Genomic DNA, 22,706 nt, shown 5'->3' on the forward strand with positions numbered 1-22,706 from the left:
CCAACTCGGCGAGCCCCGGCGCTCCGTGCCGCGGGTGCGAATCAGGAGATCGGCGTGCCGTCCCAGGACACGTCGAAGAACTGCGCCGCCATTAACTGTTCCCGCTTGTTGCGCTCGATGCCGAGCTCTTTGCGGTAATGCAGGACGTGCTGCAACGACAGCGCCGAGTACAGCAACGGCAGCGCGTCGCCCGGCCGCTCGTACACACCACCGGAACGATGTGAGGCCGAGAGGTCCCTGCGCAGGTGGCGTGGGTGCTTCAGGATGTCGCGCAAGACAGCAGCGCGGATCGCCTTCTTGCGGCCCGGCGGGACCACGACCAGTCCACTCGGGTTGAACAGTGCGGTGTCGAACTCTTCGTCGGTGGCCACGGTGCACCCGGCGGTCGGACGCGGATTACATTCGACCATGTGGTGCACGCCGTCGTCGGTCACCAGATAGTCGAAACTGATCTGGCCGTGCCAGTTCAGCTCGGACGCGAATCGTTGTGCGGTCGCCAACGACTCCGGTGAATCCACCGACTCGAAGACGATGCCGCCGCGATCATCGATCGCCAACGGGTGCTCGTAGCAGGAGTGCAGGACCACCTCGCCGTGATGGACCACGCTCCAACTGCACCGGTTGACACCGGTCAAGAACTCCTGGACCAGCCACGGCTCCTCGGGCGTCGGGTGGATGTCCGCGAGATCGCCTTCGCCGGCCAGCGGACCGGTGTTGGTGAGTATGTCCAGACCACCACGCCCGTACGCGGCTCGGGCGAACCAGTGATCCCACCGTTGTACGGCCTCGGCGAGCTCAGCCTCGGATGTCGCGGTGATCGACTCGGCGACCGGGAGACCGAACTCCCGGCACAACTCGGTGAACGCGACCTTGTCGTGCACACGGGTCAACGTCTCCAACGGCGGGAAGAACATTTCGAGATCCGGGCGACCTGCGGCCAGCCGTTCTCGGTGAGCAGCGAGATAGAAGACTTCCTCGAACATCGGTAGCAGCCAATTGATCTCGTGCTCGTCGATGACCTTCTCGACAGCGCCGACGAACTCTTCGGTCTGCTGCGTCGGGGCAGGCACGACTACGTGGTGTCGAGCGCCGCGTGAATGACTGCCCGGTGCCGCGGAGAACGTGTCGGCGGCTACGACGTCGCGGCCGCTCGCGCCCAGCTTGTGGATCTCGTCCACCGCGAACGGCATTCGCGATGTCGTGACGAGGACGCGGGGATCTGTTTCGGTTCTGGGCGGAGCGGAGTCGCCGTTCACCTGTGGCATGGGAAGGTCCTTTCGTCGGTCAATCGACGGCACCGCGTCGGTCGCGGCACCCAGTTCATAAGAAGGTCGTGCTCGGTATGAAGGTCGATGCACCGACGGCGCACTCCTTGTCTGCGAAGAATCGCATCGAACCGCCGCCCGCGAATCCGCAAGGTTGAGTGGAAGTCTCCCGAGCACTTCTGGTTCGGTTTGCCGTATATGTTCTCACGCCTGAACCTCGGACGCTAGAACGGCTCCCGTGTGTCCGGCCGGGCGAATCCAACAGCGCCGCGCCGGTTCGGCTCACCGCGCTGCCGGCCGGACAGCGTCGACGCCCGACTCCCGAAGCGCAGTGCGGTTACCCGCCGGGTACGCGTTTCGGAATGCGCTGGGCGATGGGACCTGGAAGGTCGGTCCACCAACTCTCAACCTGGCTCGTGATCAGACACGTAGGCTCGGAAGTAGTCGACACGACCACACGGTCTCTCAGCCCGTTGAGGCCGCGCGTCCAACGCGGAAGGTGGACAGACTATGGGTGCGAACAGCTTCAACACACGAGACCGGCTCGATGTGGGAGGGAAGTCGTACGAGATCCACCGAATCGATGGGATCGACAGATCGTCACGACTCCCCTACAGCCTCAAGATTCTCCTCGAGAACCTCCTTCGTAACGAAGACGAGCGACTGGTGACCCGCGCTCAAATCGAGGCCGTGCGGGACTGGGATCCTAACGCCGAACTCAACCCGGAGATTCCGTACACCCCGGCGCGTGTGCTCATGCAGGACTTCACCGGCGTCCCGTGCGTCGTCGACCTGGTAGCGATGCGTGATGCCATGACCGACCTCGGCGGTGAACCGTCGAGGATCAACCCACAGATCCCTGCCGAACTGGTTATCGACCACTCAGTCATCGCCGACGCGTTCGCCCGGCCGGACGCTTTCAGCATCAACGCCGAGTTGGAGTTCGAACGCAACAAGGAGCGGTATCAGCTACTGCGATGGGGACAGCAGTCGTTCGACGACTTCCTAGTGGTCCCACCCGACACCGGCATCTGCCACCAAGTGAACCTCGAGTACCTCGCGCGCGTCGTGTTCACACGCGACCGCGACGGTGTCACTCAGGCATACCCCGACACCCTCGTCGGCACCGACTCACATACTCCGATGGTGAACGGTCTTGGAGTGCTTGGATGGGGAGTCGGCGGCATCGAGGCAGAGGCCGCCATGCTCGGACAGCCGATGAGCATGCTCATCCCGCAGGTGGTCGGAATCAGACTCAGCGGCGATCTGCGGGAAGGTGCCACCGCGACAGACCTCGTCCTCACCGTGGCAGAAATGCTGCGCGGCTTCGGTGTCGTCGGCAAGTTCGTCGAATTCTTCGGTCCGGGGGTGGCCAACGTCCCGTTGGCCACCCGCGCGACCATCGGCAACATGAGTCCCGAATACGGTTCCACCGCGACAATGTTCCCGATCGACTCAGAAACCATCGACTACCTGCGCCTCACCGGCCGCGACGACGAACAGATCCAACTCGTCGAGGCATATGCCAGAGCGCAGGGACTGTGGCACGACCCGGACCACGTGCCCGACTTCTCGCACGTCGTCGATCTCGATCTCTCGTCTGTCGAACCGTCCATCGCTGGTCCGAGCCGCCCCCAGGATCGGGTGCCACTCGGCGACGCGCCACGGACGGTACTGGGACTGCTCGCCGGTGACCAGAACCGGCCTTCCTCGGGTGCCGACGGCATCGACAACGCGTCCGCTGATTCGTTTCCGGCGAGCGACCCGATCGCACTCGGGTCATCGGACGGTGATGACGCGCCGCCGCGTCGGGTGTCCGACGAGCAGCTCACCGCAAACGCACGATTGGGTTGGCCCAGCGATCCCGCAGACGTCGTGATCAACGGCACGAAGGCAGTCGTCGACCACGGCGACGTGGTCATCGCCGCCATCACCTCGTGCACCAACACGTCGAACCCAGCCGTCATGCTCGGCGCTGCCTTGTTGGCCAAGAAGGCCGTCGAACGCGGGCTGCGAACCCGTCCGTGGGTCAAGACGACCCTTGCGCCGGGTTCCCGCGTGGTGACCGACTACTTCGAGCGGTCCGGACTGACTCCGTATCTCGATGAGCTCGGTTTCAACCTGGTCGGCTACGGCTGCACCACGTGCATCGGCAATTCAGGTCCGCTCATCACCGAGGTCAGCGCGGCCGTCGGTGAGAACGACCTAAACGTTTCGGCAGTACTGTCGGGCAACCGCAACTTCGAGGGGCGTATCCATCCCGAGGTGAAAATGAACTTCCTGGCCTCGCCGCCCCTGGTCATTGCTTATGCGCTCGCCGGCAGTTTGCACACTGATCTCCTGTCCCAGCCGCTGGGCACCAACGACGACGGCGAAGAGGTCTACCTACGCGATATCTGGCCGACGGACGAGGAGATCAAGCAAGTCGTCGACGAGAACGTCGAAGCCCAGATGTTCACCGACGGCTACTCGGACATCTACGCAGGCGACGACAACTGGCGCAATATGAGTGGTCCGCAAGGCGCCGTCTACGACTGGGACGACTCGTCCACCTACATCCGCCGGCCACCGTATTTCGACGGGATGACTCGCGAACCCGAACCGGTTCGCGACATAACCGGCGCGCGGGTGCTCGCCAAGCTAGGCGACTCGGTCACGACCGACCACATCTCCCCCGCCGGCGCTATCAGACGGGACAGTCCGGCCGGTCGCTACCTCACCGACAAAGGCGTCGAACGAATGGACTTCAACTCGTACGGATCACGTCGCGGCAACCACGAAGTGATGATCCGCGGAACATTCGCCAATGTACGGCTGCGCAACGAACTCGTACCGGGAGTCGAAGGCGGTTTCACCACGCTGTGGCCAAATAATGAAAGCGGGCCACATAGTGAAGGCGGGCCGGACAGTGCAGCGGGGCCCGACGGTGAGCAGACAACGATCTACGACGCCGCGATGGCATACCAAGAACGAGGCGTGCCGCTCGTAGTGATCGCCGGACGCGACTACGGTTCGGGTTCCTCGCGTGACTGGGCCGCCAAGGGGACGAGGCTCCTCGGGGTGCGTGCGGTGATCGCGCAGTCGTTCGAACGTATCCACCGATCGAACCTGATCGGCATGGGTGTTCTGCCATTGCAGTTCCGCGAAGGTGAGTCCGCTCAATCGCTCAACCTCGACGGTGACGAGAGCTATTCGATCTCTGCGGTGACATCCGGCGACGGGCTCACCGATGAGGTTACGGTGACCGTCGAGAAGCAACGACGGTCCCGTGAATTCACCGCGATCGTCCGGATCGACACCCCGGCCGAGGCCGCCTACTACCTCAACGATGGGATCCTGCCGTACGTGCTGCGGAAACTACTGGCTCACACCTGACCCGGCGTCGACCGGCTGCGCGAAGCCGACTCAGTGACGAGGGATGAGACGATGGAATCGTGGTGACCCTAGGCGACATGGACCGTGACCGCGACGACGACGGTCGCGCGCGCAATTCGCGTCCCCGCGACGCATTGGGTCGTCCGCTGCCGCCGGGGAGCGTAGGAGTCGAACGCATCCCCGAAGACCTGGACCTGCCGCCCGCGGAGTCGTTGTCCTGGGCGCAGGATCTGCTGGACCGGGGCTTAGCGTTCAACGCACACGAAGTCCTTGAGGGCGCATGGAAGAGCTGCCCGGCCGACGAGCGCATGCTCTGGCAAGGGTTAGCCCAGTTGGCCGTGGGGATCACCCATGTGCAGCGAGGCAACGCGAAAGGCGCGCTGAAGTTGCTCGAGCGCGCCGCCAGACGCATCGGACACCAGGACGGTCCGGCGCCCTATGGGATTGACGCCGCCGGACTGATCGCATACGCCGACATGCTCATCGCCGAACTCCAGCAAGGTACCGATCCCACGCCGGACCAATTGGTTCCGCGTCTCGGCAGGTCGCCAGATCACCGGTGACCGAGGACAAAGAAATTCAGGTGACAGAATCCGGGCGCGCAGCTACCGTTCAATCACCGGTAGCCCGTAACCGCCGATCCGATCGTCGGTGCGTGAGACCGCTGCGGGCAGGCACGTCGGTGGGCCCGATCTACAGGACGTCCGCGAGGAAGCGGCCGGTGATGCTCCGCGCGTCGGCCGCGATCTGTGCGGGCGTCCCCGTCGCGACGACGCGGCCCCCGTCGGCACCACCGCCCGGACCCATGTCGATCACGTAGTCCGCGTTCGCGATCAGGTCGAGATCGTGCTCGATGACGACCACCGATCCCCCTTGATCGACGAGCCGCTGAAGCACGCTGAGAAGTGTGCGAACGTCCAGCGGGTGCAGGCCGACAGTCGGCTCATCGAAGACGAACAGCGTCCCGTCCTGTCGTCGCCCCAGGTCGGACATGAGCTCCAACCGTTGCGCCTCGCCTCCCGACAGCGCCGGTGTGGCCTCCCCCAACGCCAGATAGCCGAGTCCGACGTCGCGTAACGCCGTCAGTTTGTTGCGAACGGACGGCAGATCCGAGATGTGCGGATAGGCGTCGTCGATCGACATGGCGAGCAAGTCGGGCAGCGTCAGCCCGCGCGCGTCCGCAGGCGAGCGACGCCCGTAGTCGTCAGCGCGCGGCGCGTACCGTCGCCCGCGGCATTCCGTGCAGTCGATGTCGACGTCTGGCAGGAATTGCACGTCGAGCGAAATTTGGCCCGTCCCCTCACAACGAGGACATCGCAGCGACCCAGTGTTGTAGGAGAAATCCGACGCGGTGAGACCGTCTCGGCGGGCCGAGTCCAGACGTGCATAGGCGCGCCGGAGATCGTCGAGGGCACCCGAATATGTGCCGACTGTCGACCGGACGTTGATACCGATCGGCGTCGCGTCGACGACGTCGACGCGTTCGATTCCGGGGGCGTCGACGTCGACCACATGAGCGGGCGCGTCGCCGTGGAGCGCAGGAACGAGACTCTCGAGCACGAGCGTCGTCTTCCCCGAACCCGACACCCCGGTCACTGCAGTCAGCCTGCCGCGCGGAAACCGCACGTCGAGGCTGCCGACGGTATGGACCGGAGCGGTGCGCACACCGATCGCGCCTGAGTCGAAGACCTCGTCCGCGGAACAGGTCGCACGGACGATGACGTTCTCCGTTCCGGAGAGGAACCCGCCGATACGGGAGGCGGAATCAGCGCTGACTTCATCGACAGTGCCCTGCGCGATCACCTGTCCGCCGTCGCTGCCAGCCCCGGGACCGATTTCGACGAGATGATCTGCGGCCCGAAGCACAGCCGGATCGTGGTCGACCATCACGACGGTGTTGCCACCCGCGACGAGGTCGTCGAGTACACCGCGGAGTCCGACGAGATTCGCCGGATGCAATCCGATGGACGGCTCGTCCAAGACGTATAGGACACCGGTCGTCTCGTTACGGACCGCGCGCGCAAGCTGGACGCGCTGGCGTTCGCCCGTCGACAGCGAATCGCCCGCGCGATCGAGTGTCAGATAGCTCAGCCCCAGGTCGACGAGGCGTCGCGCCATGCCGAGCAGCGTCGAGACGAGCACGTCGGCCATCGGCCCGAACTCGGCAGGCAGGGTCGCCGAGACTCCGCTCGCCCAGTCGACCACGTCGTGCAGCGGTAGCGCAGTGACGTCGGCGAGGTCCCGATCGTCGATCCGAGGCGCACGGGCCGCCGACGACAGGCGGGTGCCATCGCAGTCCGGGCATGTGTGCTCGGACAGGAACCGGCTGACGCGGGCGAGTCGCTTCTCGGTGTCTGCGCGCTTGAGTTCCTCAGTGACGGTCAGACGTGCGTTCCGGAATGTGAAGTCGAGGTCGTGGACCCCCTTCTTCGACGTGACGGCGATGTGTTTCTTGACCTCTGGCCCGTCGAGCACGATCTGCCGTTCGTTCTCGGTGAGGTCACGCCACGGAACGTCGGTGCGCACGCCCATCTCGTGGACGATCTGCGGCTGCACACGGAATCCGTACACCTGCCACGGAATCACCGCGCCGTCGTCGATCGACTTGGAGGCGTCCGGTACCAAGGTCGCGTCGTCGACGAGCCGCACCATGCCGAGCCCCTCGCATCCTGGACACGCCCCACCGGAGTTGAACGCGAGCGCTTCCGCCCCCGGCGCCAGGAAGCTCAACCCGCAGACCGCGCAGATGATGGGATTCTCAGCCGCGACGTTCAACGTCGGCGCCTGGCGATGCCCGTTCGGGCAGACATGAGAGGCGAGCCGGGAGAACATCAGACGTAGGACGTTGCCCAGTTCGGTCGACGTGCCGAACGTCGATCGCGGTCCGGGAAATGCCGGCCGCTGCCGGAGGGCGAGTGCCGCGGGCACATGGGAGACGGCGTCCACGTCCGCGCGCGGCGCTTGTCCGATCCGACGTCGGGTGTACGTGGACAGCGCCTCCAGGTAACGGCGGGACCCTTCGGCGTACAGGACGCCCATCGCGAGCGACGACTTTCCCGACCCCGACACACCGGCGACGCCGACAAGACGAGCGAGTGGAATGTCGACGTCGACGTCGCGCAGGTTGTGCACCCGAGCGCCGCGGATCTCGATGACGGTCGGGGCGCTGTGTTCGTCAGACGGTGATCGATTGCTTCCCACAGTGGTCCAGCATTACAGCCCGGTACGGTGCCTGCGCGCAGACGCGCGGGTTCGCCTGGATCGAACCTCATCACCTGACCCCCTCAGAGTGCGCGATCGGGCAATGCCGAGTCCGCCGACGGTGGGCGCGCACTCCGACGGCCTCGTGGGTCGAGTAAGTTCGGTTCCATGGTCGATCGAACTTCGTTCAGCGCAGACGGACAGTTCGATCGGGAGTTCGTCGCCGCGTTCGACGACCTCCTGCGCTGGCGTAGGGACGTACGTCGGTTCCGTACCGATCCACTCGAACCCGGCCTCCTCGACCAGGTCCTCGCGTCGGCCGAGCTGTCTCCGTCGGTGGGCAACAGCCAGCCGTGGCGCTGGGTCGACGTCCGCTCCCCTGAACGCCGTGCGCGAGTCGCGTCCAGCTTCGCGCGCTGCAACGCGACAGCGTTGGCAGGCTACGACGGCGACCGCGCCCGCGACTATGCGACGTTGAAATTGTCCGGACTCGACGATGCACCCGTCCACCTTGCGGTGTGCTGCCAGTCCGAGCCGGACCAGGGTTCCGGCCTGGGCCGTCGGACGATGCCACAGACTCTCGAATACTCCGTGGTGACAGCGATCGCCACGTTTTGGCTGGCAGCGCGATCGCGTGGCGTCGGGGTCGGCTGGGTGTCGATCCTCGAGCCGGATGAGGTCACGGCAGTGCTCGACGTCCCCGACGACTGGACGCTGGTCGCCTATCTATGCGTCGGATACCCGGCCTCGCTCGACTCGACGCCTGAACTCGAGCGGCTCGGCTGGCAGCGGCGGACCGATCCACATGCGCGCTACGCGGTCCGTTGATCTGCCTCCCGCGCGGGTGACCCTCGCCTACAGCGGGTGCGACGACGGACGTTGAATTCCGGTCCGGAGACTCGTCGTGACTCCTCGGACGTGGTCGGCGAGTGGTAGCGAAGCGTCGTCGATCCAGCGGCCGAACGCCACTTTGAACACCGTCACCGCGACCTCGGCCGCGACGGCGGCTTCCGGTTCGGCCACACCGCGTTCACACAGCGCGCGCCTGGCACCCGACGCGAGCAGCGCCAACTTCAAGAGTTCGCGCTCTCGGAGGCTGGCGTGCGACTCGATTACCAGTGCTCTGCGGCGCGCGAAGTCCGCGCGGTCGTCAAATAGTTCCGATGTCGAGACGAACGCATCGACCATCACATCGAGCGGCGTGCTGCCATCGCTGCTGGCGATCGCTGCTATCACGGTGTCCTCAAGCCGGTGTGCGCTGTCGAAGAGCACCTCGCGCTTGTCGGCGAAGTAGCGAAAGAACGTGCGTTCGGTGACGCCAGCTCGTTCTGCGATGTCTGCTACCGACGTGCGTTCGTAGCCGTGCTCCGCGAACAGGTCGAGAGCGGCCGCCGTCAGGCGACCTGGTGCGTCGGGCTCCCATCTGGCCATGGTGGAGATCTTAGGTCACGGCACTACTCCGCTTTGCCTGCTACGCTTGATGTCAGAAACTGACATCACAGATTTTGACCTCACTGATTTCCACAACCCCTGGCTCGACATCCCCTGGCTCGACATCCCCTGGCTCGACATCACTGAACTCGTTTTCCTGGACTGACATCTCTGATCGGAGGACTTCATGAACATCTTCATCACCGGCGGTACCGGACTGGTTGGCTCGGCCGTGGTCGCCGAACTCATCGCCCACGACCACGCCGTCACTGCCCTGGCCCGCTCCGACGCATCGGCCGCCGTCGCGACTGCAGCCGGCGCGTCTGTAGTCCGCGGCGCCCTCGGCGACATCGAGACACTTCGGTCGGCCGCGTCGGCCGCGGACGGGGTCATCCACCTCGCGTTCAGCAACGACTTCAGCAGTCCGCAGTCGGTGGCGGCCGCAGTCCAGGAAGAAGCCGCCGCGCTCGACGCGCTCGCCCGTCAACTCGTCGGGACGTATCGGCCGATCGTGACGGTGTCCGGAACCCCCTACGCTCCGGGGCGAGCGTCCCTGGAGTCCGATCCCTTGCCGACCGACGGACCAGTCGCGGGCCGCGGCGCCACGGTGAACCGGGTGCTCGATCTGGCGGCTGATGGGGTACGCAGCAGTGCAGTTCGTCTGCCGAGAACCGTGCACAACCACGGTAAGGGCGGCTTCACTGGGATTCTCACTGAATCGGCTCGAGCCTCGGGTGTGGTGCGTTATCCCGGGGACGGCAACCAGCGTTGGCCTGCGGTGCACGCGCTCGATGCGGCTGTGTTGATCCGTCTTGCGCTCCAGGAAGCGCCCGGCGGGACCTCCTGGCATGCCGTCGCCGACGAGGGAGTCGCCGTCGGTGACATGGCCGAGGTGATCGGCCGACGTCTAGGTCTGCCAGTGGAGATCGCGCCCGAGGAAGTCTTCGGCCCACTCGGACAGGTCTTCGCCATCGACCAACTCGCTTCCAGCGTGCATACTCGCAGCGCTCTCGGGTGGCAGCCGACCCACGCAGGTCTGCTGGAGGACCTCGAACTGATCGAGCCCTGACGATCACCGCACGCGGCGGTGTGGACCGATGGTTGGGTTCGCCGCTGACGGGGTATCCGTCCCCCTATGACGCCAGATACGCCGAGTGCGGGTCGTCGCGACGCCGAGAAGCGCTGGTCCGATCCGAATGCATTTCGGTCCGCGGCCCGCTACGCGGCTGCGGTGACGGTCCTCGCCGTCGTCGTGCTCGTCGTCTTCGCGGCGACCGGAGGCACGAGCGTAGTCCTGGGCGCGTTGGTGCCGGGAGTGTTCGGTGTGGGCGGGCTGCTTGCGCTCTACATCGGCTTCAGCGCCTATCGCCGCGGTCGGATGTGGGTGTACTGGCAGGGCGCTGCTTGGGCTCTTCTCGCGTTGATGCTCGTCGCTCTACCCCTCGCCAACGCGGCGCGATGACCATCCGCATGGTCGGACCAGAGCGTCAGGGGTAACGACAGAACCGCGGGTTCACCTCTACGGCCCTGATTCGGTTGCGCCGTTGAGTACGACGAGATCGAACTCGCGACGGACACTCTCCGGTATTCGCGGATCGGTCAGCGCGCCCTCGACGATCGTTCGGCAGATGTCGACCACGGGCACATTGCGGGACTGGGACAGCCAGCGGAGTACGTCGAACGCGCGACCGTCGTCGATGCCGTAGACGAGCATGAGCATGCCTTTCGCCTGCTCGATGACTGCCCCTCGCGCGCGGAAGTGCTGCACCCGCTCATCGACGCGATCACGCACCGTGTCGTCGACGGCCAGACCGAGGTCGACGTAGAAGCCTTCGGTGCCGGTCACATCGCCGTATCGATCCCGGAACGTGCGGCCCATCACGACGACGTGATGGGTACGGCCCGATGTGTCGATGATGCGGTGCCGACTGGAGAACTGGGTCCGCGCCTCGCGCATGGTCCGCACTAGATCGGTGAACGACTGGCGGTCGTCGGCATGCTTATGCGACGTGAGCAGGGCGGTCGTCGGCTGGACCTCGGCCGACCGGTATCCGTGTATCGCGGCGACCTCATCGGACCACTCCCACCGGTCCTCGTCGAACCAGTAACGGAAGCTTCCGACGCCGGGCCCCGGTGCCGGTTGCCGCGCCGGATCCGGTCCGGAGTTGATCGCGTTCGTCACTGAACCGACATTAGCGTTCGGCGGCGCCGCCCGCTGCTGGTGAGCGACGAGAAGGCCGACGATGCGTCGCCGCGTGATGTTTACCCATGCGCGAGATCGGGTACTCCGGTGGCCCCGAGCGCATACCGATGCTCTGGGCTCGAATCGCCGAACGTGTCGGTCGCTGATCGGCGCGATGTATGGGAGGTCTTGTCGATGAACGTCGAACCAACCCCGGGCGGTGGGCGCGGGGCCGCGACCGGCGGCTCGGCCGATCCGGTGCGGGCACACCAGGTTGCCAAGAAAGCTCGGCCGCTGAAAGCAGTCGGACTAGTCGGCTACGCGGCGCTTCTTGTCGCCGTGGCGCTGCTCGCCGTGACAATCGCCGCCGCTGGATTCGACATGATGGTGGCGCCATGGATCACGGCCACCGTCGTATTCGGAGTCGTCGGCATCGGGTGCCTGGTGTTCGCCCGCACGCGTCTGAGCGCCAACGACGCACTCGACCGTCCGGGGGACGACCCGATCACGCCTGAAGTCACCGCCGAAGAGGCTGCTGAATACGAGCGAGAATTCCACGGCCGTCCCGTCCCACGCGACGAATCGCCGGATCCCCTATGAAGCCGTATTCGCTATCACGAAGGGAGCAGTAACGCGATGACCGTTCAGAAGTCAATCGCCGACACCAACGATTCAGAGAGGCTGATCTCGGCACTTCAAGGCCGGTTGAGCGCTCTTAGTGATCTGCACCTGACTCTCAAGCACGTGCACTGGAATGTGGTCGGTCCGTCGTTCATCGGCGTCCACCAGATGATCGATCCGCAGGTGGAGGCCGTACGCGGATTCACTGACGATCTCGCTGAGCGGATCGCCGCCCTCGGTGGTTCGCCATGCGGTACGACTGCCGCGATTGCCGAAAACCGGACGTGGGACGACTACAGCCTCGGCCGCGACACAGTGACCGCCCACCTCGGAGCGCTCGATGTGGTCTACGACGGTGTCGTCGGATCACACCGCGCGGCGATCGAATTGGCAGGCAAGATCGACCCCGTGTGTGAGGACATGCTGATCGGACAGACCGGAGAACTCGAGAAGTTTCAGTGGTTCATGCGGGCACATCTGGAGGATCCGCACGGCGACGTGCCGCACGCTGCTCAGTCCACCGAGGCGGGGGCTGCCTCGACCGCTCGCTGACCCCTCCGGCGCGTGGCGGCGCGGTCAGTCATTCTTGCGTGCCGCCCGCGCGCTGCGGTCGTTGGCGGCTTCGATGGCGTCGATCAATTGAGCCTTGCGCATCGTGGAGCGTCCCCGGATGTCGAGGTCGCGTGCCACGTGGAGGAGGTGGTCCTTGGTCGCTTCGGCGTTTACCCCGGAATGGCTCCTCCCCGATGCGTTCGGGCCACCGCTCTTGTCGCGCTGGTCGGACGGTCCGCGGGACGATTTGGCGACCCAACTGTCTCCGACCCGCTCGTACGAGTGTTTCAGGGCGGCGTACGCGACACGGTGAGCGCTCGCTTCCGAGCCGTACTCCTTGAGGGCGCTGTCGTGTGCCTCGGCGAAGGTGCGCTGTGCTTTCGCGGACGAACGTGCCACGGTTTCGGGCAGTTCGGAACGACGCGGACGGCCTGTCTCGTCGGTCTTCGGCATCTTCTCCTCCTCGTATCATGCGGTTGGCTACATGTTCGACGGTCATTCCGGGAGTTCCCGGGAATCGCGCGAGTCAAACGTGGGTGGATCAAGGCGTTTGGCTCGAGGCGCAGTTCTTCGACACCCAGAATTGTCCGGCCGTATGTCCCTAGGTCCCTAGGTCCGTATGCTCCTAGGTCTAGGTCTAGGTCCGCTGAGCCGCCGTGACCGACATCGCCAACTGTGTGCAGACGTCCGCCAACTCGTCGACCTCGACGTCGCGCTCGGCGAGCCACGTCTCCACGAGTCGGTAGACACCGCCGACCGCGAATCGGGCGGCGCGCCGCAAATCGGCCTCGGCAGTGTTCGAATGTTCGGCGAGGTTCGCGACTACGGCCTCGGCCACCAGGTCCAACGTCTCGCGGCGACGGCGGTCGAGCCCTTCGACGCCTGCATCGTCACTGGTCATGATCCGGAACATCTGTGGGTCGTCGGCGATGGCCGACAGGAACGCGCGGAGCGCGACTCGCAACTGCTGCTCGATTCCGCCGTCGACTTCGACACTCGACTCGATGAGGATCGTCACCAGTTCGTGGCGCACCTCGTCGGCGACGGCGATGATCAACGCGTCCCGGTTCGGAAAGTGTTCGTAGAAGTAGCGGTATCCGAGACCGGCTTCGCGTGCCGTACCGCGGACGGTGACATCGCCGATCCCGGAATCTCCCCAGATCCGCCGCCCGGCGGCGATCAGTCGTCGGCGTCGATCGTCACGGCGATCACCAGCACTCACCCCGCCGTAATCGCGGACTACTTCTCTACGTGTCATTGACATCGGATTGTAGCCCGCACTAGTTTGGATAACAGCTGTTGCCCGTTATCCCGTTGAACAGAGGTCATGCGAATGAGCGCAGGCATCCCTCGCAGGCATCCCAATTCTCCTCAGCGAGTTCCGGTCGGTGTCGCCGGTTTCGCGCGGATCCTACGCATCCGGCCCGTCAGTGAGGCGGAGTTCGCACGCATCGGCGAAGCCCTCACCGAAGGCGATCCGCCGATGGACCACGTCGTGGACGAGATGGTCAAGGGTGCGGGCATCCGATCCGTCCGCCCGATGTTCGAGCAGGCTTTGGAGAGCGGTATCGACGCCGTCCCGAACGCGCCAGAGTATCTGCGCGCGTTCTTCGCGGCCGTCGAACAGACTCCCGACTGGGTCGACCATCGCACGCTCGAGGTTGCCGCCCGCGCGATGAACAGCGGCGGGGCCGACGGGCTCTACGTCGCTCGCGACGTCGCACTCGTGGGCGGATACGCGTTCTCCGGCTTCAATCAGACGCTGCTGCGTACCGGTGCGCTGGAGAAGGGGTCGAACGCACGGTTCGCCGAGACATCACAGTGGGCGCTCGACGTGATCGAGGACGGTGGCCTGCACGCCCGCGGCAGCGGCTATCGATCAACCCTGCGCGTTCGATTCATCCACTCTCTTGTGCGCAGACACGTCGCCGGAATGGATGACTGGGACGCAGAAGAATGGGGTCTCCCGATCAACCAGGCGGACATGGCGGCGACGATTGTCGGCGCACTCATCGCACCAATGGTTGGCGGACTCGCGATGGGGCTGTTCAATACGCCGCACGAGTACCAGGCGGTCGCGCATCTGACCCGCTACGTCGGGTGGCTGATGGGCGTCGCCGACGAGTTTCTGCCCGTCGATTTCCGAGACGGCATCCGCATCCTCCACCACACGTCGGCTGCGCTCTCCACCCCCGATGGGACGTCTGCCCAGCTCGCCAGGCCGATGGCGGAGGACCCACTGTCGTGGCACTACCCAAGGTTCCAGGCGCTCCGACGGAGAGTAGCCCGGTCGCAACACCTGTCGGTCAGCGCGTTCTTCCTCGGACGCAGCGCAATGCGAACCCTGGGATTGCCGACCCGAACGCTCCCCTGGTACCCGATTCTGCGGATCCCGGTGAACTCCTTGCGTTCGTTTCTCAAGCTGCTGCCGGGCGGCAGTGTTCGTGCTTCGGCGCGCGGACGGGCCGAGCAACAGCGCTTCATGCACACCATGGCAGACAATCCGGTGACCATCGGCCATACGACACACTTGTCACAGCACGCCGCCTGACCTGCATAGAAGTCCCCTCCGTGACCGTTCGCGGAGGGGATTCTTCTATTGTGTCGACGTTGCCCGATTTTAGTTAGCTGCTGGCAACTAATAGTATTCTGCGAGTTCGGCGACGAGAGGATTCACGATGGATGACGCGCAGACAGGCGACACGTTCGCCGACGACGTCGCAGGCATGTACCGGCACCTCACCCGAATCACCCGGACGCTGCGCGCCAAAGCCGCCGGTTCCGGGCTCTCCGCGGGCGGAGCCGCATCACTCTGGACGATCATCAACCACGCACCCATCCGAGTGACCACGCTGGCCGAGGCCGAATCAGTCTCGGCACCGACCATGTCGAAGATCGTCGCAAGCCTCGTCGACCGAGGCTACGTCGAGCGCGTCGGCGACCCCGACGACGCTCGCGCGAAACTCGTCCAACCCACACCACAGGGTCGGGCAGTCATCGCCGAGATGCGGCTCGTCCGCACGCGTGCACTCGCCGACGCACTCGAGACGATGTCTCCCACTGACCGCGACACCGTCGAAGCAGGCCTGCGACTGCTGTCGACGGCTCTCGCTCCCCGACTCGACACTTCCGATCGACCGAAGGGCACCACCGCATGACCTCCTCCCCACCGCCGCCCCAAACTGCGACACAACAGACTGCTCACGACCCCCACTACAAGTGGATCGCTCTGTCGAACACCACCCTCGGCATGCTGATCGCGACGATCAACAGCTCGATCGTGTTGATCGCCCTACCGGACATCTTTAAAGGCATCGGCCTCAACCCGCTGACCCCGTCGAACACCAGCTACCTCCTGTGGATGATGATGGGCTTCCTCGTCGTCACCGCGGTCCTCGTAGTCAGTTTCGGCCGACTCGGCGATATGTTCGGGCGAGCCCGCATGTACAACATGGGCTTCTTGATCTTCACGATCTCCTCGATCTTCCTGGCGATCACCTGGTTCGACGGTGCCGAAGCAGCCATCTGGCTCATCGTCTGGCGCGTCGTACAGGGCGTGGGCGGCGCATTCCTGATGGCAAATTCGTCAGCGATCCTCACCGATGCCTTTCCGGCCCACCAGCGTGGGCTGGCGATGGGTATCAACGGTGTCGCCGCGATCGCCGGCTCGTTCCTCGGTCTGCTCGTCGGCGGTCTCCTCGCCCCGATCCAGTGGCACTACATTTTCCTGGTATCCGTCCCGTTCGGTCTCGTCGGCACGGTGTGGGCGTACCTCAAGCTCCGCGATACGGGTGTGCGTACCAAAGCGAAAATGGACTGGTGGGGCAACGTCACGTTCGCGGTCGGTCTCATCGCGATCCTCGTCGCCATCACCTACGGCATCCAGCCCTACGGTGACTCCAATATGGGGTGGACCAACCCTCTGGTTCTCACCGGACTGATCGGTGGCGTCATTGTTCTCGTCGTCTTCGCGTGGATCGAGACGCGCGTCGACAGTCCCCTCTTTGAACTCAGCCTGTTCCGCAATCGGTCGTTCACCGCGGGCAACGCTGCCAACCTGATGGCATCGATCGGCCGCGGCGGTCTCCAATTCATCTTGATCATCTGGCTGCAGGGCATCTGGCTCCCCCAGCACGGCTACGACTATTCACAGACCCCGCTGTGGGCCGGTATCTACATGGTCCCGATGACTATCGGCTTCCTGTTCGTCGCACCGGTGTCCGGCGCACTGTCGGACAAGCTGGGTACCAAATGGTTCACCTCGCTCGGCATGCTGATCACCGCGGGCACCTTCGTCGCGTTGATCCTGCTGCCCGTCGACTTCGCGTATCCCGCGTTCGCGGTGATCTTGTTGATCAACGGCATCGGGATGGGTCTGTTCAGTTCGCCGAACCGTGCGGAAGTGATGAACTCGCTGCCCGCGACCTCGCGCGGATCGGGTGCAGGCATGATGACGACGTTCCAGAATGCGGCCATGGTGCTATCGATCGGGTTGTTCTTCTCGCTAATGATCGCGGGCCTGTCGTCGCACCTGCCCGACGTGATGTTCGCCGGACTCACCGAGAACGGTGTGCCCGCCGATCAGGCCCAGACGGTGGCGAATCTGCCGACCGTCGGCATTCTGTTCGCCGCGTTCTTGGGCTACAACCCGATCCAGGAATTGCTCGCAGGCAGTGGATCGATGCAGGGCGTCGACATGGACCACCTCACCGGCCTCGACTTCTTCCCGCACTTGATCTCCGGACCGTTCGCCGACGGTCTGTCCGCCGCATTCTGGTTCGCCGTAGTGTGCTGTGTGCTTGGCGCGATCTTCTCCCTGTTCACCGGCAGCCGAACGCCGGAGGTCACCAGGGTCGACGTGTCAGAGAGCCAGAAGATGGCAGATCAGACGGTGGTGTAGGCCGCAAGGTGCTCGCCGGTCACGGTCGCGCGTTCGCGGACCAGCGCGGCCGGAGTCCCCTCGAACACCACGGTGCCGCCGTCCTGGCCTGCCCCTGGGCCGACGTCGATAATCCAGTCGGCGTGCGCCATGACTGCCTGGTGATGTTCGATCACGATCACCGACTTGCCCGCGTCGACGAGCCGGTCCAGTAGCCGCAACAACTGGTCGATGTCGGCGAGGTGCAGACCGGTCGTCGGCTCGTCGAGCACGTACGTCGTCGCCTTCTCGGCCATCGCCGTCGCCAACTTGATCCGTTGACGCTCGCCGCCGGACAGAGTGGTCAACGGCTGGCCGAGTGTCAGGTAGCCGAGACCGACATCGCGCAGGCGGACCAGGATCTTGTGGGCAGCAGGCGTCCGAGCCGCGCCGTCATCGAAGTACCCAAGGGCGTCGTCGACCGACATCGCTAGGACTTCGCTGATGTCGCGGCCGTCTACCCGATACTCGAGGACGTCCGCGGCGAACCGTTTGCCCTCGCAGTCGTCGCACACTGTCGCGACCCCAGCCATCGTCGCGAGATCGGTGTAGATCACGCCGCTGCCCTTGCACGCGGGGCAGGCGCCGTCGGAGTTAGCGCTGAACAATGCGGGTTTGACGGAGTTGACCTTCGCGAAGGTCTTGCGGATCGGATCAAGCAGCCCGGTGTACGTGGCCGGGTTGCTCCGTCTCGATCCGCGGATCGCCGTCTGGTCGATCGTGACGACGTCGGCGGACGAGGGCATGCTGCCGTGGATGAGCGAGCTCTTACCCGACCCGGCTACGCCGGTGACGACCACGAGAACGCCGAGCGGAACATCGACGTCGACGTCGCGTAGATTGTTGCTCGACGCGCCGCGGATCTCGATGGCCCCGGTCGGCGTCCGAAACTGTGATTTGAGTGAACTGCGATAGCCCAGATGCTGTCCGGTCAGCGTGTCGCTCGCCGCCAGCCCGGCCACATCGCCCTCGTAACAGATCTCGCCGCCGTCGGCGCCTGCGCGCGGCCCGATGTCAACGGCGTGATCGGCGATGGCGATGGTCTCCGGCTTGTGCTCGACCACGAGGACCGTGTTCCCCTTGTCGCGCAATCGAAGCAGCAGGTCATTCATGCGCGCGATGTCGTGCGGGTGCAGTCCGATGCTCGGCTCGTCGAATACGTAAGTGACATCCGTCAGCGCCGATCCGAGATGGCGAATCATTTTGGTGCGCTGCGCCTCTCCCCCGGACAAGGTGCCGGTCGGTCGATCGAGGGCGAGGTAGCCGAGCCCGATCTCGACGAACGATTCGAGCGTCGCGTGCAGCTTGGTCAGCAACGGTGCAACACTCGGCTCCGACAATCCACCGACCCACGTCGCGAGGTCGGAGATCTGCATCGCGCACGCGTCGGCGATGCTGATCCCGGCGACACGGCACTCGCGGGCATGATCGGCGAGTCGGGTACCGCCGCAGCGCGGGCATGTGTCGGCGGTGACGGCCCGTTCGATGAACGTACGGATGTGCGGTTGGACCGAATCGATGTCCTTCGACAGCATCGACTTGGTGATCCGAGGAATCAGACCCTCGTAGGTGATGTTGATGCCGTCGACCTTGATCTTGACGGACTCCTTGTACAGGAGGTCGTTGAGTTCACGAGTGGTGTACTCGCCAATCGGCTTGTCCGGATCGAAGAAGCCCGAACCGCCGTACACGCGGCCATACCAGCCGTCGGCACTGAATCCGGGCACCGTGATCGCGCCCCCGTTGAGTGACTTGTCGGCGTCGTATATCTGGGTGAGGTCGATATCTGAGACCGTCCCCATGCCTTCGCACCGCGGGCACATTCCACCGATGCGCTCGAACGAGGCCTTAGCCGCCTTCTTGCCCTCCGCTTTGATCACGCCGCCACCGGAGACTGACGGCACGTTGAACGACAAAGCGTTCGCCGTCGGCACCCGCGGTGTGCCGAGTCGGCTGAAGAGAATCCGCAGCATCGAGTTCGCATCGGTGATCGTGCCGACGGTGGATCGCGGATTCCCGCCGATTCGTTCCTGGTCGACGATAATCGCAGTGGTGATGCCGTCGAGCAGGTCGACATCGGGCCGTCCAAGGCTCGGCATGAAGCCTTGAACGAACGCGCTGTACGTCTCGTTGATGAGCCGCTGCGACTCGGCCGCGATCGTGCCGAACACCAGCGAACTCTTTCCAGACCCGGATACACCGGTGAACACGGTCAGCCGACGCTTGGGCAATTCGACGTCGATGCCCTTGAGGTTGTTCACTCGAGCACCCCGCACACAGATGCGGTCATGACTGTCGGCCCGTCGCGAGTTGTGCACCATGCGTGAACTCTAATACGAGTTGCCGACAGCTCTGCGCCTACGCGTCCAGGTCAGTCCTTCACGAGCAGGCCTCGGACCGCTTTGTCGACGGCCTGCCCGGTCGGCGAATCACCGGTCGGGCTGATGCCGATCGCGACAGTCATCGGTTTGCTGTCGACGACTACGACGATCACGTCGTCGCCGGTGACGCCGGTCGGCGCGTTGCTGACCGGGATCGTCGCGTTGAGCAACGTGTAGTCGGTGTTGCGGTTGTCGACCTTCGCGTTAATGACCTGCCCGTATCGGATCGTCCCGACGGTCACCGTGCGGTAGCCGGGGCCAGTGGACAGGCAGTCCAGATACTTGCGCGCGATCTCCTCGGTGTGTGCCGCGAAATTTGACGGCAGGACACCGACTGCGATCTGTGCGACCCAGGTGGACGCGCTCGAAGGTCGGTTCAACGTGACGCCGTCGGCCTGCTCAACGAATGGGAAGTGCGTGCTGCGGTCGGAATTCCATCCGCTCGGCATCACCTCCGACGGGATGGAGATCTTTCCGGACGAGAGTTGCCGCGTTGACGAGTTCGTCGTCGACTGACCGTCGACACACTGGGTCGGTACACCGTTGACGACAGCAGGATTGGTGTTGGCCGTCGACGGTGTCGTCGTGAGCGATGACGGCACCGTGCTGCTGATGGGTCCGTCCGCCTCGTCGTCGCCGTCGTCTCCGGTCACGCCCTTCACCACGAAGGCCAAACCGATCGCCAGCGCGGCGACGAGCACGATTGCGCCGACGATCACGGCGATCTGCTTGCCGCGCCCGCCACCGGGCCCCGAACCATTCGGGCCTGCCGGACCGTAGGGCGGCTGCGGCGGACCGCCGTAGGGCGGCTGCTGCCCGATCGGACCGGGCCCGTACGCGCCATGCGCCGGCGCGAACTGCGGTGGCCCGGGATTCTGGGAAATCGGGTTTTGGGAAATCGGGTATTGCGGCATCGGGTTTTGGGGCGACGGGCCTTGGGGCATAGCGGATGGCGGCGTCTGCGCTCCCGGAGCCTGTTGGTAGGACGCCTGTTGCGGTGCCCACGGCGACGGTGCGGGAGTCGGCGCGCTCATCGGCGCGGGCGCAGGGTTCGGCCTCGGCGGTGCCGACGGCGGCGGTGCGGCGATCGGGCCGGGGTTGATCATCGTCGGGGGGAACCGCGGCGCCCCGCCGGACGCGCGCAGTGCCGCTTTCAGATCACGCGCGAAGTCGGCGCAGGTCGGATATCGATTGACGGACTTCTTGTCCATCCCGCGGGCCAGGACCGCGTCCACTTCGACAGGCAATTCGGAACGGAGTTCGCGTGCGTGCGGGATCGGATTGTTCAAGTGCGCGTTGATGATCTCTGTCGGTTTGCGCTCGGAATACGGCGCGCGGCCGGTGAGGAGTTTGAACGCCGTGCACGCGAGCGAGTACTGATCGGCCCGCCCGTTGAGGTCGCCGCCGCGCAGCTGTTCGGGCGAGGTGTATTGAATCGATCCGACGGTCAGGTTGGCCGCAGTCAGCGCTGTGTCGTTCCCGAGGGTCCGCGCGATGCCGAAGTCCGTCAGATAGATCTTGTGGCGTGTCGCCGACGTCCCGTCGATCAGAATGTTCGCGGGTTTGACGTCGCGATGCAGCAGCCCCTTGCCGTGCGCATAGTCGAGTGCGTCGGCCACGGCGGTGACGACGTCGACCACGTCCGGTACGGCGAACGGCCCATTCTGCTTTATGAGGACGTTCGCATCCGACCCCGGAATGTATTTCATGGCGATCCAGAGCTGCCCCCGGTCCTCACCACGGTCGTACACGCTGACGATGCTCGGATGATCGAGTCCGGCCGCCAGGTCTGCTTCACGGATGAATCGCGCACGGTAGGTCGGGTCGTCGGTGAGTTCGGTCGGCAGAACCTTTAGCGCATCCTCGCGCGGCAGCCGCGGATGCTTCGCGAGATACACCTCGCCCATACCGCCTGCGCCCAGGACGCGCACGATGCGGAAGCCGGCGAACTGCTGTCCTGGACTGAACATGGATACAGACTAGGGCATCGTCGGCGCGCGTCTGCGGTGCGTCATTCGGTCGACGGCCCACACCGCTCCGACGGCTGTCGCGACGCCGAGCAGCACACCGGCGACCGCGTCGGACGCCCAGCTCGCGCACAGGTACACACGTGCGGCGGCCATCGCTGCGGCGATGCACGCCGCGATCGCATACGACAGCCATCTGGCCCGGCTGGGCGCCGCCGTGAGCAGTAGTCCGGTGACCAGAACTAACGCGGTCAGGCCTGCGACGTGCGTCGACGGGAACGCTGGAGTCGTCTCCGGTCCGGCAAGCTGCCACCCGATTGGAGGTCGTGGTCGGTCGGTGATCCGCTTCACGACCTCCGCGATGCCGACCGCGGCCCAGGTCGCCGAGACCATCGCGATCGGGCGATTGGCTGATCGATCGCGGACGCCCAGCAACAGGGCACCGACGGCCGCCAGCACGACGACGGTCAGCGGCCCGACCACCACCGAGTACCCGCGTGCGAGGTCTGTCAGCCATTCGACGTGATGTCGACGGGCGAACCGGATGGCGACACGATCGTCGTGGAGCGGGCGAACGACGATCGTTGTGGCGACGGCCACGACGACGAAGGCGGCTGCGGCCGCGGCGGCGCCCACGGCGGACGGTCGACGCGTCGGTGGGTTCTGTGTCAACTCGGCTTTCCGTACTCCTGTGCGAGGTCGACCCCGTGCGAGTTCGACTCATTGCTAACAAACTCTGCCATCGTTTGATCGGCACCTGAGAGGTCGGGCGGATTCGCCCGCGTCGACTCGTCGTTCGCACTACCGTGGGGA

General features: G+C 65.0%; 20 protein-coding genes. 11 read left to right on the plus strand and 9 right to left on the minus strand.

Annotated elements, in window-relative coordinates:
* Window positions 1-41: 41 nt before the first annotated feature.
* Window positions 42-1,265 (minus strand): ATP-grasp domain-containing protein, encoded by a 1,224-nt coding sequence (locus MP11Mi_RS15710; RefSeq protein ID WP_420039813.1) that lies wholly within the window; start codon window positions 1,263-1,265, stop codon window positions 42-44.
* A 510-nt stretch (window positions 1,266-1,775) separates the two neighbouring features.
* Here MP11Mi_RS15710 and acnA point away from each other — a divergent pair.
* On the plus strand, window positions 1,776-4,640 hold the full coding sequence (gene acnA / locus MP11Mi_RS15715) for an aconitate hydratase (RefSeq protein ID WP_420039814.1): 2,865 nt from the start codon (window positions 1,776-1,778) through the stop codon (window positions 4,638-4,640).
* Window positions 4,641-4,717: 77 nt separating this feature from the next.
* Window positions 4,718-5,203 carry a DUF309 domain-containing protein gene (locus MP11Mi_RS15720; protein WP_420039815.1) on the plus strand — a complete coding sequence of 162 codons (486 nt, stop codon included), beginning with the start codon at window positions 4,718-4,720 and terminating at the stop codon, window positions 5,201-5,203.
* A gap of 130 nt (window positions 5,204-5,333) precedes the next feature.
* Here MP11Mi_RS15720 and MP11Mi_RS15725 read toward each other — a convergent pair whose 3' ends face one another.
* Window positions 5,334-7,841 (minus strand): excinuclease ABC subunit UvrA, encoded by a 2,508-nt coding sequence (locus MP11Mi_RS15725; protein WP_420039816.1) that lies wholly within the window; start codon window positions 7,839-7,841, stop codon window positions 5,334-5,336.
* A gap of 168 nt (window positions 7,842-8,009) precedes the next feature.
* Between MP11Mi_RS15725 and bluB the strand changes: the two genes are divergently transcribed.
* Window positions 8,010-8,669 carry a 5,6-dimethylbenzimidazole synthase gene (gene bluB, locus MP11Mi_RS15730; RefSeq protein ID WP_420039817.1) on the plus strand — a complete coding sequence of 220 codons (660 nt, stop codon included), beginning with the start codon at window positions 8,010-8,012 and terminating at the stop codon, window positions 8,667-8,669.
* A gap of 27 nt (window positions 8,670-8,696) precedes the next feature.
* Here bluB and MP11Mi_RS15735 read toward each other — a convergent pair whose 3' ends face one another.
* On the minus strand, window positions 8,697-9,272 hold the full coding sequence (locus tag MP11Mi_RS15735) for a TetR/AcrR family transcriptional regulator (protein ID WP_420039818.1): 576 nt from the start codon (window positions 9,270-9,272) through the stop codon (window positions 8,697-8,699).
* Between MP11Mi_RS15735 and MP11Mi_RS15740 the strand changes: the two genes are divergently transcribed.
* From MP11Mi_RS15740 to MP11Mi_RS15750, 3 genes are all read left to right on the plus strand, one after another.
* Window positions 9,271-9,438, plus strand: a complete 168-nt coding sequence (locus MP11Mi_RS15740) for a hypothetical protein (protein WP_420039819.1) — start codon at window positions 9,271-9,273, stop codon at window positions 9,436-9,438. The genes MP11Mi_RS15735 and MP11Mi_RS15740 overlap by 2 nt on opposite strands.
* A gap of 21 nt (window positions 9,439-9,459) precedes the next feature.
* Window positions 9,460-10,341: an NAD-dependent epimerase/dehydratase family protein gene (locus MP11Mi_RS15745; RefSeq protein WP_420039820.1), complete on the plus strand. Its 882-nt coding sequence runs from the start codon at window positions 9,460-9,462 to the stop codon at window positions 10,339-10,341.
* Window positions 10,342-10,407: 66 nt separating this feature from the next.
* Window positions 10,408-10,734 carry a hypothetical protein gene (locus MP11Mi_RS15750; protein ID WP_420039821.1) on the plus strand — a complete coding sequence of 109 codons (327 nt, stop codon included), beginning with the start codon at window positions 10,408-10,410 and terminating at the stop codon, window positions 10,732-10,734.
* Window positions 10,735-10,791: 57 nt separating this feature from the next.
* On the opposite strand, the gene MP11Mi_RS15755 is transcribed toward MP11Mi_RS15750, so the two are convergent.
* Window positions 10,792-11,454 carry a PAS and ANTAR domain-containing protein gene (locus MP11Mi_RS15755; RefSeq protein WP_420039822.1) on the minus strand — a complete coding sequence of 221 codons (663 nt, stop codon included), beginning with the start codon at window positions 11,452-11,454 and terminating at the stop codon, window positions 10,792-10,794.
* Between the two features lie 195 nt (window positions 11,455-11,649).
* On the opposite strand from MP11Mi_RS15755, the gene MP11Mi_RS15760 reads away from it, so the two are divergent.
* Together MP11Mi_RS15760 and MP11Mi_RS15765 are read left to right on the plus strand one after the other, a co-directional pair.
* Window positions 11,650-12,054: a phage holin family protein gene (locus tag MP11Mi_RS15760; protein WP_420039823.1), complete on the plus strand. Its 405-nt coding sequence runs from the start codon at window positions 11,650-11,652 to the stop codon at window positions 12,052-12,054.
* Between the two features lie 36 nt (window positions 12,055-12,090).
* A complete protein-coding gene (locus MP11Mi_RS15765; protein WP_420039824.1) occupies window positions 12,091-12,627 on the plus strand; it encodes a Dps family protein in 537 nt (178 codons plus the stop codon).
* Window positions 12,628-12,651: 24 nt separating this feature from the next.
* Here MP11Mi_RS15765 and MP11Mi_RS15770 read toward each other — a convergent pair whose 3' ends face one another.
* Together MP11Mi_RS15770 and MP11Mi_RS15775 are read right to left on the minus strand one after the other, a co-directional pair.
* A complete protein-coding gene (locus MP11Mi_RS15770) occupies window positions 12,652-13,080 on the minus strand; it encodes a ChaB family protein (protein ID WP_420039825.1) in 429 nt (142 codons plus the stop codon).
* A 184-nt stretch (window positions 13,081-13,264) separates the two neighbouring features.
* Window positions 13,265-13,885, minus strand: a complete 621-nt coding sequence (locus tag MP11Mi_RS15775) for a TetR/AcrR family transcriptional regulator (protein ID WP_420039826.1) — start codon at window positions 13,883-13,885, stop codon at window positions 13,265-13,267.
* A gap of 75 nt (window positions 13,886-13,960) precedes the next feature.
* Here MP11Mi_RS15775 and MP11Mi_RS15780 point away from each other — a divergent pair, with 75 nt between their 5' ends.
* From MP11Mi_RS15780 to MP11Mi_RS15790, 3 genes are all read left to right on the plus strand, one after another.
* Entirely contained in the window at window positions 13,961-15,178 is a 1,218-nt protein-coding gene (locus MP11Mi_RS15780; RefSeq protein WP_420039827.1) for an oxygenase MpaB family protein, read from the plus strand.
* Window positions 15,179-15,305: 127 nt separating this feature from the next.
* Entirely contained in the window at window positions 15,306-15,785 is a 480-nt protein-coding gene (locus MP11Mi_RS15785) for a MarR family winged helix-turn-helix transcriptional regulator (protein ID WP_420039828.1), read from the plus strand.
* Complete coding sequence (locus MP11Mi_RS15790) at window positions 15,782-17,527, plus strand: MFS transporter (RefSeq protein ID WP_420039829.1); 1,746 nt, start codon at window positions 15,782-15,784, stop codon at window positions 17,525-17,527. Before MP11Mi_RS15785 ends, MP11Mi_RS15790 begins: the two co-directional genes overlap by 4 nt.
* Here MP11Mi_RS15790 and MP11Mi_RS15795 read toward each other — a convergent pair.
* Genes MP11Mi_RS15795 through MP11Mi_RS15805 form a run of 3 tightly spaced genes read right to left on the minus strand, consistent with a single transcriptional unit; the run spans window position 17,512 to window position 22,565 of the window.
* A complete protein-coding gene (locus MP11Mi_RS15795; RefSeq protein WP_420039830.1) occupies window positions 17,512-19,866 on the minus strand; it encodes an excinuclease ABC subunit UvrA in 2,355 nt (784 codons plus the stop codon). The two genes, MP11Mi_RS15790 and MP11Mi_RS15795, sit on opposite strands and share 16 nt — an antisense overlap.
* A gap of 50 nt (window positions 19,867-19,916) precedes the next feature.
* A complete protein-coding gene (locus MP11Mi_RS15800; RefSeq protein WP_420039831.1) occupies window positions 19,917-21,896 on the minus strand; it encodes a serine/threonine protein kinase in 1,980 nt (659 codons plus the stop codon).
* A 9-nt stretch (window positions 21,897-21,905) separates the two neighbouring features.
* Entirely contained in the window at window positions 21,906-22,565 is a 660-nt protein-coding gene (locus tag MP11Mi_RS15805) for a phosphatase PAP2 family protein (RefSeq protein WP_420039832.1), read from the minus strand.
* Window positions 22,566-22,706 lie beyond the last annotated feature (141 nt).

The organism is Gordonia abscondita, assembly GCF_032711245.1.
Taxonomy (GTDB): domain Bacteria; phylum Actinomycetota; class Actinomycetes; order Mycobacteriales; family Mycobacteriaceae; genus Gordonia.